The 16,994-nt window shown below is 67.9% G+C and carries 16 protein-coding genes and 1 pseudogene; 9 read left to right on the plus strand and 8 right to left on the minus strand.

Translation table 11 applies throughout. The features are described from left to right. Positions 1-13: 13 nt before the first annotated feature. Complete coding sequence (locus tag VMR06_RS12850; RefSeq protein ID WP_325376871.1) at positions 14-3,085, plus strand: TonB-dependent receptor; 3,072 nt, start codon at positions 14-16, stop codon at positions 3,083-3,085. Between the two features lie 51 nt (positions 3,086-3,136). On the opposite strand, the gene VMR06_RS12855 is transcribed toward VMR06_RS12850, so the two are convergent. Beyond that, on the minus strand, positions 3,137-3,463 hold the full coding sequence (locus VMR06_RS12855) for a PGPGW domain-containing protein (protein WP_325376872.1): 327 nt from the start codon (positions 3,461-3,463) through the stop codon (positions 3,137-3,139). A gap of 239 nt (positions 3,464-3,702) precedes the next feature. Then, positions 3,703-4,518 (minus strand): ABC transporter ATP-binding protein, encoded by an 816-nt coding sequence (locus tag VMR06_RS12860; protein ID WP_325376929.1) that lies wholly within the window; start codon positions 4,516-4,518, stop codon positions 3,703-3,705. An 81-nt stretch (positions 4,519-4,599) separates the two neighbouring features. On the opposite strand from VMR06_RS12860, the gene ggt reads away from it, so the two are divergent. The 4 genes from ggt to VMR06_RS12880 all read left to right on the plus strand — a co-directional run bounded on the left by ggt (position 4,600) and on the right by VMR06_RS12880 (position 7,044). Further along, positions 4,600-6,297: a gamma-glutamyltransferase gene (gene ggt / locus VMR06_RS12865; RefSeq protein WP_325376873.1), complete on the plus strand. Its 1,698-nt coding sequence runs from the start codon at positions 4,600-4,602 to the stop codon at positions 6,295-6,297. Between the two features lie 95 nt (positions 6,298-6,392). Next, a complete protein-coding gene (locus VMR06_RS12870; protein WP_325376874.1) occupies positions 6,393-6,719 on the plus strand; it encodes a type II toxin-antitoxin system RelE/ParE family toxin in 327 nt (108 codons plus the stop codon). Then, a complete protein-coding gene (locus VMR06_RS12875) occupies positions 6,719-6,904 on the plus strand; it encodes a hypothetical protein (RefSeq protein ID WP_325376875.1) in 186 nt (61 codons plus the stop codon). The genes VMR06_RS12870 and VMR06_RS12875 overlap by 1 nt, the downstream gene beginning before the upstream one ends. A gap of 20 nt (positions 6,905-6,924) precedes the next feature. After that, entirely contained in the window at positions 6,925-7,044 is a 120-nt protein-coding gene (locus tag VMR06_RS12880) for a hypothetical protein (RefSeq protein WP_325376876.1), read from the plus strand. A 190-nt stretch (positions 7,045-7,234) separates the two neighbouring features. On the opposite strand, the gene VMR06_RS12885 is transcribed toward VMR06_RS12880, so the two are convergent. From VMR06_RS12885 to VMR06_RS12905, 5 genes and pseudogenes are all read right to left on the minus strand, one after another. Next, entirely contained in the window at positions 7,235-7,834 is a 600-nt protein-coding gene (locus VMR06_RS12885) for a hypothetical protein (RefSeq protein ID WP_325376877.1), read from the minus strand. 97 nt (positions 7,835-7,931) lie between these two features. Beyond that, entirely contained in the window at positions 7,932-8,648 is a 717-nt protein-coding gene (locus VMR06_RS12890; RefSeq protein ID WP_325376878.1) for a nucleotidyl transferase AbiEii/AbiGii toxin family protein, read from the minus strand. After that, positions 8,641-9,261: a helix-turn-helix domain-containing protein gene (locus VMR06_RS12895; protein ID WP_325376879.1), complete on the minus strand. Its 621-nt coding sequence runs from the start codon at positions 9,259-9,261 to the stop codon at positions 8,641-8,643. Before VMR06_RS12895 ends, VMR06_RS12890 begins: the two co-directional genes overlap by 8 nt. Positions 9,262-9,301: 40 nt before the next feature. Further along, positions 9,302-9,740, minus strand: a pseudogene (locus VMR06_RS18250) (IS30 family transposase); the annotation flags it as partial. 177 nt (positions 9,741-9,917) lie between these two features. Next, the gene (locus tag VMR06_RS12905; protein ID WP_325376880.1) at positions 9,918-10,934 is read right to left on the minus strand and encodes an AI-2E family transporter; all 1,017 of its coding nucleotides are present in this window, start codon (positions 10,932-10,934) and stop codon (positions 9,918-9,920) included. Positions 10,935-11,042: 108 nt separating this feature from the next. On the opposite strand from VMR06_RS12905, the gene VMR06_RS12910 reads away from it, so the two are divergent. The 3 genes from VMR06_RS12910 (at position 11,043) to plsB (ending at position 15,741) form a co-directional block, all read left to right on the plus strand. Beyond that, complete coding sequence (locus VMR06_RS12910; protein ID WP_325376881.1) at positions 11,043-11,951, plus strand: 5'-nucleotidase, lipoprotein e(P4) family; 909 nt, start codon at positions 11,043-11,045, stop codon at positions 11,949-11,951. A gap of 292 nt (positions 11,952-12,243) precedes the next feature. Continuing rightward, the gene (locus VMR06_RS12915; RefSeq protein ID WP_325376882.1) at positions 12,244-13,143 is read left to right on the plus strand and encodes a hypothetical protein; all 900 of its coding nucleotides are present in this window, start codon (positions 12,244-12,246) and stop codon (positions 13,141-13,143) included. Positions 13,144-13,179: 36 nt separating this feature from the next. Beyond that, positions 13,180-15,741, plus strand: a complete 2,562-nt coding sequence (gene plsB / locus VMR06_RS12920; protein WP_325376883.1) for a glycerol-3-phosphate 1-O-acyltransferase PlsB — start codon at positions 13,180-13,182, stop codon at positions 15,739-15,741. A gap of 16 nt (positions 15,742-15,757) precedes the next feature. Here plsB and VMR06_RS12925 read toward each other — a convergent pair whose 3' ends face one another. Further along, positions 15,758-15,976, minus strand: a complete 219-nt coding sequence (locus tag VMR06_RS12925; protein WP_325376884.1) for a YdcH family protein — start codon at positions 15,974-15,976, stop codon at positions 15,758-15,760. A 107-nt stretch (positions 15,977-16,083) separates the two neighbouring features. Between VMR06_RS12925 and ttcA the strand changes: the two genes are divergently transcribed. Further along, positions 16,084-16,935, plus strand: a complete 852-nt coding sequence (gene ttcA, locus VMR06_RS12930; RefSeq protein ID WP_325376885.1) for a tRNA 2-thiocytidine(32) synthetase TtcA — start codon at positions 16,084-16,086, stop codon at positions 16,933-16,935. Positions 16,936-16,994 lie beyond the last annotated feature (59 nt).

Here is a 16,994-nt window from a genome sequence, read left to right on the forward strand (position 1 = left end):
CGAGGCGACCCTCATGAACCGACACGCCCCATCCCGATCCGACCGCGCGCCCGCCGTGCGCCGCTCGCTGCTCGCACTCGCGCTCGGCCTCGCGCTCGCGCATACGGTGCAGGCCCAGGAAACCGCCGGCTCCATCTTCGGCCGCGTGCCCGATGGCCAGGCCGGCACCGTGGTGATCGAAAACACCGAAACCGGCCTGCGACGCGAGATCACCGTCGACGGCGAGGGACGGTTCCGCGTCCCGGGTCTGCCGAACGGCCGCTATCGCGTGCATCTGGCGCGCGACGGCCAGGTCGTCGCCGAGACCGCCGTGCTGGTCACCGCCGGCGCCGGCAGCGAGGTCCAGCTGCTGGCCAGCCAGCCCTCGGAGCTCGAGACCTACGTCGTCACCGCCAGCCGCGGCAATGCGATCGACGTGACCACGGTCGAGTCGCCGGTCGTGATCACGACCGAAGACCTCAAGAACATGCCGATCGCGCCGAACCTGACCGCGATCGCCCTGCTCGCGCCCGGCGTGATCCCCGGCGATTCGGCCTACAGCGATCCGCCGCGCTTCAGCGCGCTGCCGAGCTTCGGCGGCTCGGCGGTGTCGGAGAACGCGTACTACATCAACGGCTATCCGGTCACCAATCCGCTGACCAGTCTCGGCTACAGCGAGCTGCCGTTCAATGCGATCGACCAGATCCAGCTGTCGACCGGCGGCTACGGCGTCGAATACGGCCGCGCCACCGGCGGCGTCGTCAACGTCATCACCCGGCGCGGCAGCAACGAATGGGAGGCCGGCGGCCAGGTGATCTGGCGCCCCGAGGGCCTGATGGCGGCGCCGCGCAACATCTACTACGGCCAGAACGGGCGCGCGTTCGGCCAGCCCGGCGACGCCGGCCGGCTGTACCAGTACCGCAACGAGAACCTCTACAGCACGCGCACCGCATCGGCCTACGTCGGCGGTCCGATCGTCAAGGACACGCTGTTCTTCTACGCGGCCGGCGAGTTCGTGCGCCAGGAAGGCGGCGGCACCGATTCGTACGCCTCGTCGAACGCCGCGATCGAGGCGGCACGCAGCAACGGCTGGCGCGACTACACCTATCGCACGCCGCGCTGGCTCGGCAAGCTCGACTGGAACATCACCGGCAATCATCGCCTGGAGCTGACCGGCCTGTCCGACCGCGCCAAGCAGAGCGTGGACCTGACCGGCTTCGACTACGCGACTTTCGAGCGCAACCACGTCAAGACCGGCGGCCAGTACCGCGACGACAAGACCAATACCTGGATCGCCAACTACACCGGCTATCTGACCGACGCGCTGACCGTGACCGGCATGTTCGGCCGCTCGCGCACCGACCACGTCAACGAGCCCTACCAGTACGATCCGAACTGCCCGACCGTCTCGGTCGCGCCCGGCGCCGGCATCGCCGGCTTCACCTATCCGACCTGCCAGTACGCGACCGAGACGCTGACGCCCGAAGGCGCCAACGATCAGACCCGCAACGGCCGCCTGGACCTGGAGTACCGGATCGGCGACCACACGCTCAAGGCCGGCTACGACTACAGCAAGGCGCGTTCGCTGATGGGCGAGGAGTTCTATCCCGGCGGCGAATGGTGGGAATACCTGCGCAGCAACGATCCCGACACGCCGGTCGCGCCGGTGTTCGGCGTCGGCTCGCCGGCCTCCGGCGGCGGCTACGGCGCCGAGGGCTACTACGTGGTCCGGCACGTCAACTTCGGCCGCTCGAACCTGGAGGTCGAGCAGAAGGCGCAGTACGTCAAGGATCTGTGGCAGGTCACCGACACCGTGCTGCTCGAGATGGGTCTGCGCAACGAGCAGTTCGCCAACTACAACAGCGCCGGCGAGGCCTTCGCGAAGAAGAACCGCCAGCTCGCGCCGCGCTTCGGCGTGACCTGGGACGTGCGCGGCGACTCGACGCTGAAGGTGTTCGCCAATGCCGGCCGCTACCACCTCGCGCTGCCGAGCCAGGTCGCCTATCGCGGCGCCGACGGCATCGTCAACACGCAGGAGGCCTTCGTCTACACCGGCGTCGATCCGGTCACCGGCGCGCCGACCGGGCTGACGCCGCTCGGCCCGCGCTGGTCGGAGAACAACGAGTTCGGCCAGCCGAAGGATCCGCGCACGGTCGCCGCGACCAATCTGCGCTCGCACTACCAGGACGCGGTGACGTTCGGACTCGAGCAGGCGATCAGCGGCTTCAACGTCGGCGCCAAGGCGTCCTACCGCACGCTGCGCAGCGCGATCGACGACACCTGCGACGCACGGCCGTTCCGCCGCGCCGCACTCGCTGCCGGTCTGGATCCCGACGCGGTCGAGGATTGGCAGTTCCAGTGCGCGCTTTTCAACCCGGGCTATGCCAACACGTTCTACCAGGACGTCGACGGCGACGGCACGCTCGAGCGCTACGACCTGTCGGCCGCCGACCTCGGCTACGACAAGGCCAAGCGCAAGTACTACGCGATCGACCTGTTCTTCGAGCGCCCGTTCGACGGCGTCTGGTATGCGCGCGTCGACTACACGTTCTCGCGCAACTGGGGCAACACCGAAGGCCAGCTGCAGTCCGACTACGGCCAGGACGACGTCTCGCAGACCGTGACCTGGGACTATCCGGAGCTGATGGAGCACGCCAACGGCCTGCTGCCGAACCACCGCAAGCACCAGCTCAAGCTGCGCGGCTACTGGCAGCTCAGTCCGGAATGGATGCTCAGCGGCAGCTTCATGTACGCCTCCGGCCGCAAGCGCAACTGCATCGGCCACTATCCGGACCCGGAGAACGAAGGCGGCGGCTACGGCTCGTACTACTACTACTGCGACGGCCGGCCGGCACCGCGCGGCAGCTACGGCACGCTGCCCTCGTTCCAGCGCCTCGACCTCGGCGTGCGCTATGCGCCGCGCTGGGCCAAGGGCCTGAGCTTGAGCGCCGACGTGTTCAACGTGCTCAACCGGCAGTCCGCACAGAACGTCGTCGAGAACCGCTATCTGCAGACGTCCTCGACCACGGTGAGCTCGGCCTGGGATCGCGTGCGCAGCTACACGCCGCCGCGCTACGTGCAGTTCAGCGCCCGCTACGACTGGTAGACACCGTTCCCCTCGTGCCGGCGCGCAGGGACGCGCCCCGGCACATCCGCCTCAGCGTGAAGCGCGGGCCGCGCGCGCGGCCCGCCAGCGCCGCACCCGGCGCGTCAGCAGCAGATCGATGCGGTCGAGCAGGCGTGCGATCAGCAGCGACTCCTCGGCGAACAGGCCCGCGCCGATCACGATGACCAGCAGGCCCGGTCCCGGCAGCACCAGCAGCAGCAGGCCGATCAGCACCAGCAGCGTCGCCAGCGCGAATATCAGCGACTTGCGCACGATGCCGCCGGGCCGCTCGGTGCGGCGCCGGTAGCGCTGCTGGAAGCGCGTGCCGCTGCGATCGGCGACGAACTGGCGGAACTGCGCGCGAAAGGATTCGAACATCGAGGGCTTGCTTTGAAGAACGGACGTCGAGGACTCGTACATAGCCTATCCCGCTCGGGGTTACGGCGCGCAGTCTGCCGAGCGCGGGCTGAACGCCGCGCGCCGGCATGTGCAGGCGGCCGGACCGCCGACCGGCCTGCGGTTCCGCGCTGCGCCTACGCGGGCGCCGCCGGCGTGACGGCTGCGGCGTAGAAGGCTTTCCCGGTATCGGACGAAATATGTCCCGGGCCGGCGCCCGCTCAGGCCCAGCCGAGCCGGAAGTACTCGCCGTCGCGATCGACGCGCAGCGCCCGCCGGTACAGCCCCGACAGCCGCTCCGAGGTCAGCACGTCGGCCGCCGGCCCGTCGGCGAACACGCGACCCTCGCGCAGCAGGATCACACGGCCGATGTCCGGCACGATCTCCTCCAGATGATGGGTCACCAGCACCAGGCCGATGCCGCGCTGCGCGAGCCCGCGCAGCGTCTCGACGAACTGGCGCCGTGCGACGATGTCCAGGCCCGTCGTCGGCTCGTCGAGCAGCAGCGCCTGCGGTCCGTGCACCAGCGCGCGCGCGATCAGCACGCGGCGCAGCTCGCCGGTCGACAGCGCCGACAGGCTGCGTCCGGCCAGCGCCCCGGCGCCGCTCTCGCCGAGCGCGGCGCGCGCCTGGGCGCGCAGGTCGGCCGGGATCAGCCGGTGCGGCGGCAGGCGCTGCGCCGCGAAGAAGCCGCAGACCACGGCGTCCTCGGCCGTGAGCTCGCCGGCCGCGGCGAAGTCGCCGTGCAGATCGGGCGAGACCAGGCCGAGCTGCGAGCGCAGACGGGCCACATCCCAGCGCGCCTGACCGAGCACGGTCACCGCGGGGCCGCCGTCGCGCGCCAATGGATAGAGCTCGCGCGTGATCAGCTTGACGAAGCTCGACTTGCCGCAGCCGTTGGGACCGAGGATCGCCACGTGCTCGCCCTGGGCGATGCGCAGGCTGACCTCGTGCAGCACGGTGCGGCCGCCGCGCACCACGCAGGCACGGTCGAGTTCGATCAGCGGCGGCGCTGCGGCCGGTTCGGCGGTCTCCATCAGGCGATGATCGCCGAGCCGGTCGCGGCCGGCCAGCGCTGCGGCACAATGGTCCATCGTCCGAGCACAAGGGGAGCGTCGATGAAGCGCCGTCTGCTGCTGGTTTCGCTGCTGCTGGCCGCCGTGCCGGCCATCGCCGCCGATCGCGTCACCGGCCGGCCGTTCGCGACGCGTTCCGAGGTGATCGCGCGCAACGGCATGGTCGCCACCTCGCAGCCGCTGGCGACGCAGATCGGCCTGGACGTGCTCAAGGCCGGCGGCAGCGCGGTCGATGCCGCGATCGCCGCCAATGCCGCGCTCGGCCTGATGGAGCCGACCGGCAACGGCATCGGCGGCGACCTGTTCGCGCTGGTCTGGGATGCCAAGACCGGCAAGCTCTACGGCTACAACGGCTCGGGCCGCTCGCCGCGCTCGCTGAGCCTGGCCTGGTTCCGCGAGCACGGCTACACGCGCATCCCGCCGTACGGCCCACTGCCGGTCAGCGTGCCCGGCTGCGTCGACGGCTGGTTCGCGCTGCACCAGCGCTTCGGCCGCCGGCCGATGCGCGAGCTGCTGGCGCCGGCGATCCGCTACGCGCGCGAAGGCTTTCCGCTCAGCGAGGTCATTGCCTACTACTGGGGCCGCTCGGTGCCGCGCCTGCGCGACCAGCCCGGCTTCTTCGAGCAGTTCACGATCGCCGGCCGCGCCCCGGCCAAGGGCGAGATCTGGAAGAACCCCAACCTCGCCGCGACGCTCGAGACGATCGCACGCGGCGGCCGCGATGCGTTCTACAAGGGCGCGATCGCGCGCACGATCGGCGACTTCTTCGCGGCCCATGGCGGCTTTCTGAGCTATGCGGACCTGGCCGCGCACAGCGGCGAATGGGTCGATCCGGTCGCGGTCGACTACCGCGGCTACCAGGTCTGGGAGCTGCCGCCGAACGGGCAGGGCATCGCCGCGCTGCAGATGCTCAACATCCTGGAAGGCTTCGACTTCTCGAAGATCGCGTTCGGCAGCGCCGAGCACGTGCACCTGTTCACCGAGGCCAAGAAACTCGCGTTCGAGGACCGCGCGCGCTACTACGCCGATCCCGCGTTCGCCGCCGCGCCGCTCGAGCGCCTGCTGTCGAAGGACTACGCGGCCGAGCGCCGTCGCCTGATCGCGCCCGATCAGGCCGCGCGCAGCGTGCCGGCCGGCGACTTCAAGCCCGGCACCGACACGATCTACCTGACCACCGCCGACCGCGACGGCAACATGGTCTCGCTGATCCAGTCCAACTATCGCGGCATGGGCTCAGGGATGGCGCCGCCGGGCCTCGGCTTCATTCTGCAGGACCGCGGCGAGATGTTCGTGCTGGCCGAAGGCCACGCCAACAGCTTCGCGCCCGGCAAGCGGCCGTTCCACACGATCATCCCGGCCTTCGTGACCCAGGACGGCCAGCCGTGGCTGAGCTTCGGCGTCATGGGCGGCGACATGCAGCCGCAGGGACACGTGCAGATCGTGATGAACCTGATCGACTTCGGCATGAATCTGCAGGAGGCCGGCGACGCCCCGCGCATCCAGCACGAAGGCTCCACCTCACCGGAAGGCGAGGCCCAGCCGATGAAGACCGGCGGCTGGATCGACCTCGAAACCGGCTTCCCGTACGAGACCGTCCGCGATCTGATGCGCAAGGGCCACGACGTGCGCTTCGCCGATGGCCCCTACGGCGGCTACCAGGCGATCGCGCGCGATCCGAAGACCGGCGTCTACACCGGCGCGTCGGAGAGCCGCAAGGATGGGCAGGCGGCGGGGTACTAGCTTCCGATCGAAGATCGAAGCACAATCATGCCACTGGGTGGCATGGAAGCGGTCCTGTGCAGCGAATCTTCAAGACCCGTCATTTCCAATGATGGATGCGCAAGACGGAACTGACCGAGGCCGCGCTGCGCAAGGCCGTCGAGGAAATAGCAGCAGGGCTGGTCGACGCCGATCTCGGTGGCGGCGTGGTCAAGAAGCGCGTCGGGCTGTCCGGTCGTGGCAAGCGCGGCGGAGCTAGAACGCTGGTCGCCACGAAGAAGCGCGATCGCTGGTTCTTCTTGTATGGGTTCCAGAAGAACGAACGTGCCAACCTCAGCGACGAAGAACTGGAAACCTTGCAAGCGATCGCCGCCGATCTGTTGGCGCTGACCCACGAGCAATTGGATGAGGCCGTCAGGCGCGGCACTTTGCAGGAAATCTGATGACCACCAAAAGCAAAGCCAAAAGCCGCATTCTCGACGCCGTCCACGAGACGGCCGGCGATCTGTACCGCCTGGGCTTCATCGACCAGCGCAAGATGCGTAAAAGTACGACCTGCTGTGCCTCGAGCCGATCCAGGAGTACGACGCCGCCAAGGTCAAGGCGCTGCGCAAGCGCCTTCATCTGAGCCAGGTGGTACTGGCGTCCGTGCTCAATACCAGCGCGTCCACGGTCCGCAAATGGGAGGTTGGCGACAAGCGCCCCAGTGGTCCGTCACAGAAACTGCTGGATCTCATCGATCGCAAGGGGCTCGAGGCGGTTCTATGAGCGGCAAAGACAAGGCATGAACCGCAGGTGAGCTTTAACCATGCATTCAACACGACGCTCCGATCGTAAGAAGCACAGGTCGAGTAGAGTCCCGCGAGGTGATCTGAAAACCGGGTCTCGATACGTGACGGTCCGTGAATCGCTCCGAGTTCAGTAGACATCTCCAAGCCGTACCTGGAAGACGGCGCGGCTACCAGTCGAGCGGGGGGAACCTAACGGTCCCGACGCCCTCCTTCCACATCTCGATCTTGGCGCCGAAGCCGCGACGCGACACGGCATTGGCCAGGCGCCGATAGGTCCACTCGATCTCATCGGGGAGATCGCTTAGCGGCCTGCCTTCGTGCACGCGCATGGCTTCGTTGATTTCACGAATGTCGCGTACGCCGCCCTGGAACCCACTGGTGACATCCACCAGCCTCACGCCCAGCCGTTCGACGGCCTCGGCTACTTCGGGGAATGCGTCCCGTACCGACGCAGGAAAGGACAGCAACTCCGGAAGGCCGCAGAATGCAAAGTTCGCCTTTTCATCCCAGGCCCGAGCGAGAAAACCCTTGAGCGGCAACAGATCCGGTGCAATCGCGACTTCCGCATAGAACACGCCGCTGCAATGATCTCGCAGTGTGTAGATGACCGCGTGGCGGCGCGGGGAGGCTGGCAGCTTCGCCAGTGTTACCTCCATTGGCTTCTTCTGGCACTTCATCAGGTCGTCGGCACCCGCGAAGCAGTGCCTGGACGCCGACACCATCAGTTGGTGGACGTGATTGGGGTAGTTCGATCGGTATTGAAGCATCGGTGTGCTGGCTCCTGAGCCTATGGTCAAACACGTGACCGACGATTCGGCCCAGCATCAACGCTTACCGAACTTAGCTCGGCGGACGTGGCCTGCGTCAAGCCGATGACTCAGGCAGCACCCGCTCCAGCAGTCTCAATCGTTGCCATATGAGCGCCCTAGGCACCTGCATCGCCATCGCCTTCATGCAGCGGTCCAGCCAGCCCTCGCGGCCTTTGAGCCGGTCGAGCGCCTTGCCCAGGTCGCGGAGGATGGCGGTGCCGTAGGCCTGCTCCGCCTTCGCCACGGCCGCACGCAGCAAAGGCAGCGGAGGTTTCATCATGGCCAGGTCGATCACGTCCCGGCTGAATACGCCATCGTCCATGAAGCGGTCAGAATTGGCCAGCAGCTTGCCCGCCGCCATGTCGAGCGGCGTCAGCGTAGCAATACCGCAGATGGCGTCGCTGCGGCGCGGCGGCGCCAGTGCCATGCGCGCCTCCAGCACGATCTCGAATTTGATCTCGGCGCTATCCATTCGCACCAGGGTGCGAATGCCGTACTGATCGGCCCTGACTTCTCGCACCTGTACCAATGGCTGTCCGCCTTGCCGGACAAGAACTCCGATACCCTGCGGACCGGTGAGCCGCTGGCGCAAGTTGCGGTAGCAGCTTATGTCGGACACGAGAAAGTCCATGTCCACCGATTCGCGGTACTCGCCGTAACGCAATGCCATCGCCGTACCACCACCGAACCAGCAGCAGTGATCACGCAGCACTCGCCCATCGAGCGCCTGCAACACCTCGGCAATCCGCCGATGGTGCGGGCGCTCAAACATGGCGGCCCTCGTTCTTGAAGGCCAGGCGCAGGGCCTCGATCAGGTCCCGCTCGGCGGGTTCCAGAGCTGACGGAACGAGGTGGCGCGCATTGCGTTCGTAGATGTCCATCGCCTCTATCGGCGTCAAGGCATCGGTACCGTGCACTTGCCATGCCAGACGGCGCAGCTGCGCATAGTCTGCCAGTCGGATGCGGGCCGGAATCCAGCCCTGCCGGCTGGATGCCAGAGTCTGCCCGCTGAGCGGTTCTGCGGCGTGTGCCAACGCTACCACCAGCCCCACAGCCGCCGCCGCATTACAGTAAGCTCCCATCGTCACCGATGGCTCGCCTTTCTCGATGCGGTGCCAGGTCACGCGCGACATGCCGGCTGCTTCAGCCGCCGCCGTGGCGCTCACACGTAGGGCCTTGCGCTGCACCCGGATGTGCTCACCTAAAACCGCCAGTTGGGCGGCTGCATCGGGTAACAAAGAGGGAGTGGCTGCGGGCATGACTCTCATTCTATACAAAAGCGATGATTTGGCAATAATGAGAAACGCTTTTCGATAAATGCCCCACGATCCGGCGGCAACGCCGCCGCCGCTCACACTCGGGCCGCGCCTGCCGCGGAAATTCACGTACGGCTTCCTGGATCGCAGACTAGATGTCGATGTTCTAGCGCCTGGCCAGTTCGGCGTGGCAGGCCAGTTCGCTGCCGCGATCGTAGGTCAGGCTCTCGCGCAGGAACGCCGGCAGCTTCTTCATCTGGCGCGTAAACCCTTCCAGCGCATCCTGCGCCGTGCAGCCCTCCATCCGGCACAGCATGACGAAGCGCGTCTTGCGCTCGACCAGCCTGCCCACGCAGGAACGATTGAAGGCGCCCCTCGATGAGATTCCCTTCCCAGTGCCCAGGCAGTGTGCGCTGAGCGATCTCCTCGGGGCGGTTCACGATGCGCAGCGCCTCCGGCACGAAGCCAACGCTGGCCGCTGTCCTGCGGCGTCGGCCACGACGGGGCCTTTGCTACCGTAACGCCTCCACCATTGCCTTCTTCAGCGGCCCACGCGGATGCGCATAGATCGCTGCATAGATCGTCTCGTGGCTGACCTGCCGATCGGGGCTTGTTCCACTCGCAAGCAAGCTCTCGAAACTTGACACCTGTGTGCCATTTTCAGCTCGCTCGACACCTACCGCGTACGCAAGTGTGATCGTCTGCTGATCGTTTCTTGCGCTGGCATCACTCACCTCAGGTATCCGCCATATCAGACCCTGGCATACGTTTGATCAGAGCGAATCTCAAATCAAATGCGCCGCCTCCAGCTCCCTCTTGAGCAGCGCGTAGTAGATCGGCGCCGCAACCAGGCCGGCCAGGCCGAACGCCGCTTCCATCAGCAGCATCGCCAGCAGCAGCTCCCAGGCGCGGGCGCGGATCTGCGAGCCGACGATGCGCGCGTTGAGGAAGTACTCGAGCTTGTGGATCGCGATCAGGAAGCCGAGCGCGGCGCAGGCGACCCAGAGCGAGACCGACAGGCCGACGATGAAGATCACCGTGTTGGAGATCAGGTTGCCGATCACCGGCAGCAGGCCGACGACGAACGTGATCACGACCAGCGTCTTGGCGAACGGCAGGTTGACGCCGAACAGCGGCAGCACCAGCAGCAGGAAGATGCCGGTGAACAGCGTGTTCAACGCCGAGATCTTGACCTGCGCGTAGACGATGTCGTGGAACGCGGTGGCCAGCCACGCGGCGCGCTGGGTCAATGCGCGCGCCAGCGGCCCCTGATAGCGGTGGATGCTGAAGCTGTGCAGCGCGATGATCGCGCCGAGCACCAGGCCCATCAGCAGCTGCACGAAGGTGCGGCCGGCCTGGATGCCGGCCAGCTGCAGCTGCGCGGCGTGCATGCGCAGCCACTCGATCGCCGAGGCGCGGAAGTCCTCGATGTTGTCGGGCAGGTGATCGACGATCATCTGCGGCAGCTGCGATCGCGCGCTCTCGATCAGCGGCATCATGCGCTCGAACAGCAGGCTGGGGTTGCCGCGTTCGCTGCCGAGGAACGCGATCAGGCCGATGATCGCGACGGTGAGGATGCCGACCACGACCACGCCGAGGAACAGCACGACCAGCCAGTGCGCGCGTGCGCCGGGCAGGCGCTTCTGCAGCATCGGCGCCAGGCCGTGCACGAGCACGTAGACCAGCAGGCCGGCCAGCAGCGCCGGCAGCAGATGCAGGTGCAGGATGGCCAGCAGCGCGAGCGCGGCCAGCACGTGACTGGCGATCGTCACGCGCGGAGAAAGCGGTTCGTGGAGGGTCACGCGAGGTCCTGTCGTGCGGTCCTGGGAGAGCCCGCGCTTAGCACGGGCGTAATAAACTGGCCGGATCGTATGCGCTGGGTCGTCGCGTTCCAATCCCCGGGAGTCATGATGAAGCCGTTCTCCGTCCTCGTGCCGCTGATCGCATTGGTGCTCGGCGGCTGTGCCGCGACGCGGCCGGTCGCGGTCGGGCCCGCCGCCACCGCGCCGGTGCCGGCCCTCGCCGAAACCGCCGGTCCGCGCCCCGACGACAATCTCAATGCCGTGGTCTGGACGCAGACCGCGATCGAGCGCGAACTGCTGGCGCGCCAGGCGTTCGCAGCCGCTCGCGAGCAGCTGTCGCGTGCGCTGGCCGATCCGGCCTGGGATGCGCTGCCGCACGACGAGCGCGAAGGCCGGGTCGACCGGCTTGCGCCCGCGATCATCGTCGACATCGACGAGACGATGCTCGACAACAGTCCGTATCAGGCGCGCCTGGTGCGCGACGGCGCGAGCTACGACGAGTTCACCTGGGCCCAGTGGTGCCGCGAGCAACGCGCACAGGCGGTGCCGGGCGCGCTCGAGTTCGCGCGCGATGCGGCCGAGCGCGGCGTGACGGTGTTCTATCTGTCCAACCGCGCGCGCGACCTCAATACGGTCACCCTGGCGAACCTGCGCAAGCTCGGCTTTCCGATCGCCGACCGCCAGGACGTGTTCCTCGGCCTCGGCACCGTCGTGCCGGGCTGCGAGCAGAACGGGAGCGAGAAGGGTTGCCGGCGGCGCCTGGTCGCGCGCGAGCACCGCGTGCTGATGCAGTTCGGCGATCAGATCGGCGATTTCGTCGACGTGCTGGCCAATACGCCGGCCGGCCGGCGCCAGGCGGTCGAGCCGTATCTGGGCTGGATCGGCGAGCGCTGGTTCGTGCTGCCGAACCCGACCTACGGCTCCTGGGAGCCGGCTCTGTTCAACAACGCCTGGAGCCTGCCGGCTGCCGAACGGCGCCGCATGAAGCTCGACGCGCTCGACTATCAGGACAAATAAATCAATAAGATAAAAGCTGATTCCTAATGTATTGCATCAGGATCAGTCAGGTCGTATGATGCGCCCGCTCTTCAGATCGACGCCTGCAGCGCCCGACCAGACAGGCCAACAACAACAACGCTCTCTCCGGCTTTGCCGGACTCGCCCGGACGGTCCGCTGCCGTCCGGGTTTTTTATGGGCGCCGCCCGAGCGCCGGCCTGGGCCGGCATGCGCGCCGCGGCCGCGGACCGAGGCCGATCCGGCAAGTCTGATAAAGTGCCGCTCCTTTCTCTTCGGACGACCGGTATCCCCATGTTCGCCAAATCCCTGCGCGTCGCCGGCCTGGCGCTGTCCCTCGTTCTGGCGACCGCCTGCAGCAAGGAAACGCCGTCCGGCGAGTCCGCGAGCCCGGCCGCCGCCAAGAGCGCCGCGGGTCCGGAGGCGGCGATCCATACCTCCGTCGCCCTGCTCAAGGCCGGCGACATCGGCGGCCTGATCGCCCATTCGCTGCCGCCGGCCGACTACGCGAAGGTCAAGGCCGAGTGGGGCCAGGACCAGGATCCGCCGACCGAGGAGGAGCGCGCGCAGTTCGCCGAGATGATGGCCAAGCTGACCGCGCCGGATGCCGAGCAGACGCTCTACGCCGAGATCGAGCCGCAGCTCACCGCGTTCGACGCGCAGTACCAGCAGCAGCTGCCGATGTACGTCAACATGGGCCGCGGCTTCCTGCGCAGCACGATCCAGCAGAGCAAGGATCTGGCCGAGGCCGAGAAGAACCAGGCGCTGGCGGCGATCGACGCGCTGGCCGACTGGATGCAGAACACGCGCTTCACCGATCCGGACAAGGTCAAGCAGGTCATCGCGATCGCTACCGCCACCGCGCGCGAGATGAAGCTGGCGACGATCGACGAGGCGCGTGCGCTGAGCTACGAGGACGCGATGCAGAAGGGCCAGATCGTGTTCCAGGCGATCAAGCGCACGGTCGCGGTCTACGGCTTCTCGATCGACGACACGCTCGACTCGGTCAAGACCACGCTGGTGTCCAACGATGGCAGTCAGGCCAAGGTCAAGGTCGACTACACGCTGCTCGGCAAGCCGCTGACGGCCGAGGCCGAGATGGTCCAGCGCGACAACGCCTGGTACGGCAAGAACGCCCTCGACAAGCTCGATCGCGACGCCGCCGAGCCGGCCGTGGCCGCCGGCGAAGGCTGAGCGGCGGGTTCCTCGCTCGACGAGCGCTCCTTCCCGATGGACCCGGCCCTTCCCGGAGCCCGGCCGGCCGCCGCAGGCCGGGCACCCGCGCTGACGCGGCTGCTGTGCGCGCTGCTGCGGCCGTGGCTGCGGCTGCGCCTGCAGCCGTCCGATCCGCGCACCCTGGTCGACGCCAGCGACGGCCGCCCGACGGTCTACGTGCTCGAGCGCTACGGCCTCTCTGACACGCTGATCCTCGAGGAGGCGGCCGCATCGGCCGGCCTGCCGGCTCCGCTGGCGGCCGCCGACGTGCTGCCGATCCGGCGGCGCCGTTCGATCGTCTATCTGTCGCGGCGGCCGCGCTGGTTCGGCCGGCCGCAGCATCCGACGCGCTCGGAGACGCTGGCGCGCCTGTTCGCGCACGTCGCGCAGACGCCCGGTGCCGACGTGCGCCTGGTGCCGGTGTCGATCTTCGTCGGCCGCGCCCCGGACCGGCAGTCCGGCTGGTTCAGCGTGCTGTTTTCGGAGAACTGGGTCGTCGTCGGCCGCTTCCGCCGGCTGCTGGCGCTGCTGCTGAACGGCCGCGACACGATCGTCCAGTTCGCGGCGCCGGTGTCGCTGCGCCAGCTGATCGACGAGGCCGGCGGCGAAGCGACCGAGCGCAGCGTGCGCAAGCTCTCGCGCGTGCTGCGCGTGCACTTCCACCGGATCCGCGCGGCCGTCATCGGCCCTGATCTCTCGCACCGGCGCACCGTCGTCAACGCGGTGCTCAACGCCGAGCCGGTGCGCGAGGCGATCGCGGCGACGGCCAGCAAGGAGAACCTGCCGCTGGCCAAGGCCGAGAAGCGCGCGCGCGACTTCGCGATGGAGATCGCCGCCGACTACTCGCATCCGCTGGTGCGTTCGATGTCGTTCCTGCTGAACGGCTTCTGGAACAAGCTCTACGGCGGCGTGAAGATGCATCACTTCGAGTCGCTGCGCGCCAGCGTGCCCGGCCACGAGGTGATCTACGTGCCGTGCCACCGCAGCCACATCGACTATCTGTTGCTGTCGTGGCTGCTGTACCGCAACGGCCTGTCGGTGCCGCATATCGCCGCCGGCGTCAATCTCAACCTGCCGGTGCTCGGCTCGCTGCTGCGCCGCGGCGGCGCGTTCTTCCTGCGCCGCACGTTCCGCGGCAACCTGCTGTACTCGACCGTGTTCCGCGAGTACCTCGGCCAGCTGTTCGCGCGCGGCGTGCCGCTGGAATACTTCATCGAGGGTGGACGCTCGCGCACCGGCCGCCTGCTCGCGCCGCGCGCCGGCATGCTGTCGATGACGCTGTCGAGCTTCCTGTCGCAGTCGCGCCGGCCGGTGCTGTTCCAGCCGGTCTACATCGGCTACGAGAAGCTGATGGAAGGCAAGGAATACATCGGCGAGCTGTCGGGCCGTCCGAAGCAGAAGGAGTCCTGGCTGGGCCTGCTGCGCGCGACCAAGGTATTGCGCCAGCACTACGGCGAGGTCGCGGTCAGCTTCGGCGAGCCGGTATACCTGGCCGAGCTGCTCGACGAGGTCGCGCCGCAGTGGCGCGAGGCGCCGGGCGGCGACGACGACAAGCCCGACTGGGCCGGTCCCGCGGTCGACGCGCTGGCCGAACGGATCCTCGTCAACATCAACCGCTCCGCCGACGTCAATCCGGTCAACCTGCTGGCGCTGGCGCTGCTGTCCACGCCGAACCATGCGATGGCCGAGTCCGACCTGCTCGCGCAGCTCGATCTGGCCAAGCGGCTGCTGGTCGAGCTGCCGTATTCGGACCGCGTGACCGTGACCGCGCTGGAGCCGGCGCAGATCATCGCCTACGGCGAGAAGATGCAGTGGATCGAGCGCGTCGCCCATCCGCTCGGCGACGTGCTGCGCTGTGGCGAGGAGCAGGCGGTCCTGCTGAGCTACTTCCGCAACAACGTCCAGCACCTGTTCGCGGCGGCGGCCTGGGTCGCCTGCTGCTTTCTCAACAACCGGCGCATGGCGCGCGCGACCCTGGTCCGGCTCGGCCGCCTGGTCTATCCGTTCATCCGCTCCGAGCTGTTCCTCGGCTGGGACGAGGATCGCTTCGGCGAGCGCATCGAGGCGACGCTGGACTTCTTCACGCGCCACGACCTGCTCGAGACCGACGAGGACGGTCGCATCATGAGCCGCGGTCCGGGCCAGAGCGACACCGCGTTCCGGCTGCGCGGCATCGCGCACAGCCTGCTGCAGGCGTTCGAGCGCTACTACATCGCGCTGGCCGCGCTGGTGAAGAACGGTCCGCACAGCCTGACCGCGGGAGAGCTCGAGAACCTGTGCTACCTGACCGCGCAGCGGCTCTCGCTGCTGCACGAGGTCAACGCGCCGGAGTTCTTCGACAAGTCGCTGTTCCGCGGCTTCATCCAGAAGCTGCGCGAGCGGCGCGTGGTCTGGCTCGACGAGAACGGCAAGCTCGACTTCGACGGCTCGCTGGAGGAAGTCGCGCGCGACGCGCGCGTGATCCTCAGCCGCGAGATCCGCCACGGCATTCTCAAGCTGACGCAGGACATGCGCGCGCGGCTGGCCGAGGACGCACCCGAGGGCGCTGCGGCGGCTGCCGCCAAGCCGGGCGCCTGACGAGGGCGGACGCCGCTCAGGCGTCGAGATCGGGGATCATCCGGCTCTCGATCCAGGCGATCATGTCCTTGAGCCGCAGCTTGCGCTTCTTCATGCGCGTGATCTGCAGCTCGTCGGACAGGTTCGGGTCGATCGACAGCCGCGCGATCGCGGTATCCAGGTCGCGATGCTCCAGCCGCAGCTCGGCGAGCTTGCGGACCAGCACGGCGGGGTCGTCGGTGAACGGGTGGCTCATGGCAGGGCGGCAAGTGTAGTGCTTTTGACGCCGCGCGGGGCCGCAGGCGGACGCGCCGGGCGATGCTGGCCGTACAATGGACGATTGCCGTCCACCGCCGTCCTCCGATGAACGTCGCCGCCCGCAAGCACGAACACGAAGCCGTCCGGCTGGCCAAGCGCCTGCGCCACCAGGTCGGCCAGGCGATCGCCGACTACAACATGATCGAGGACGGCGACCGCGTGATGGTCTGCCTGTCCGGCGGCAAGGACTCCTACACGCTGCTGGACATGCTGCGCCGGCTGCAGGCCAAGGCGCCGGTGCGCTTCGAGCTGACCGCCGTGCATCTGGACCAGAAGCAGCCCGGCTACGACCCGGATGTGCTGCCGGCATACCTGCGCGGCATCGGCGTGCCGTTCCATGTCATCGAGCAGGATACCTACAGCGTCGTGCGCCGCGTCGTGCCGGAGGGCAAGACGATGTGCAGCCTGTGCTCGCGCATGCGCCGCGGCGCGCTCTACATGTTCGCGGCGCGCGAGGGTTTCACCAAGATCGCGCTCGGCCACCACCGCGACGACATCGTCGAGACGCTGTTCCTCAATCTGTTCCACCACGCCGCGCTGAAGGCGATGCCACCCAAGCTCCAGTCCGACGACGGCCGCCATATCGTGATCCGGCCGCTGGCCTACTGCCGCGAGGCCGACATCGCCGCGCACGCCGGGCACGAGGGCTATCCGATCCTGCCATGCAATCTGTGCGGCTCGCAGGAGAACCTGCAGCGCAAGGTGGTCAAGGCGATGCTGGCCGACTGGGAGCGCCTGCAGCCCGGCCGCGTCGAGAACGTGTTCCGCGCGCTGACCAAGATCTCGCCGTCTCAGCTGGCCGACCCGGCGCTGTTCGATTTCGCGGCGCTCGGCACCCGCGGCGCGGGTGCCGATGCCCACGCCTGGCTGCGCGACAACGCGGCCGACCTGACCTGAAACCTCCGCCGCCGCGGCACCGGCCGGCGCGCCGGCCGCGTGTCCTGACGTCCACTTCC

Origin of the sequence: Dokdonella sp. (assembly GCF_035511235.1) — a bacterium.
Lineage (GTDB): Bacteria > Pseudomonadota > Gammaproteobacteria > Xanthomonadales > Rhodanobacteraceae > Dokdonella.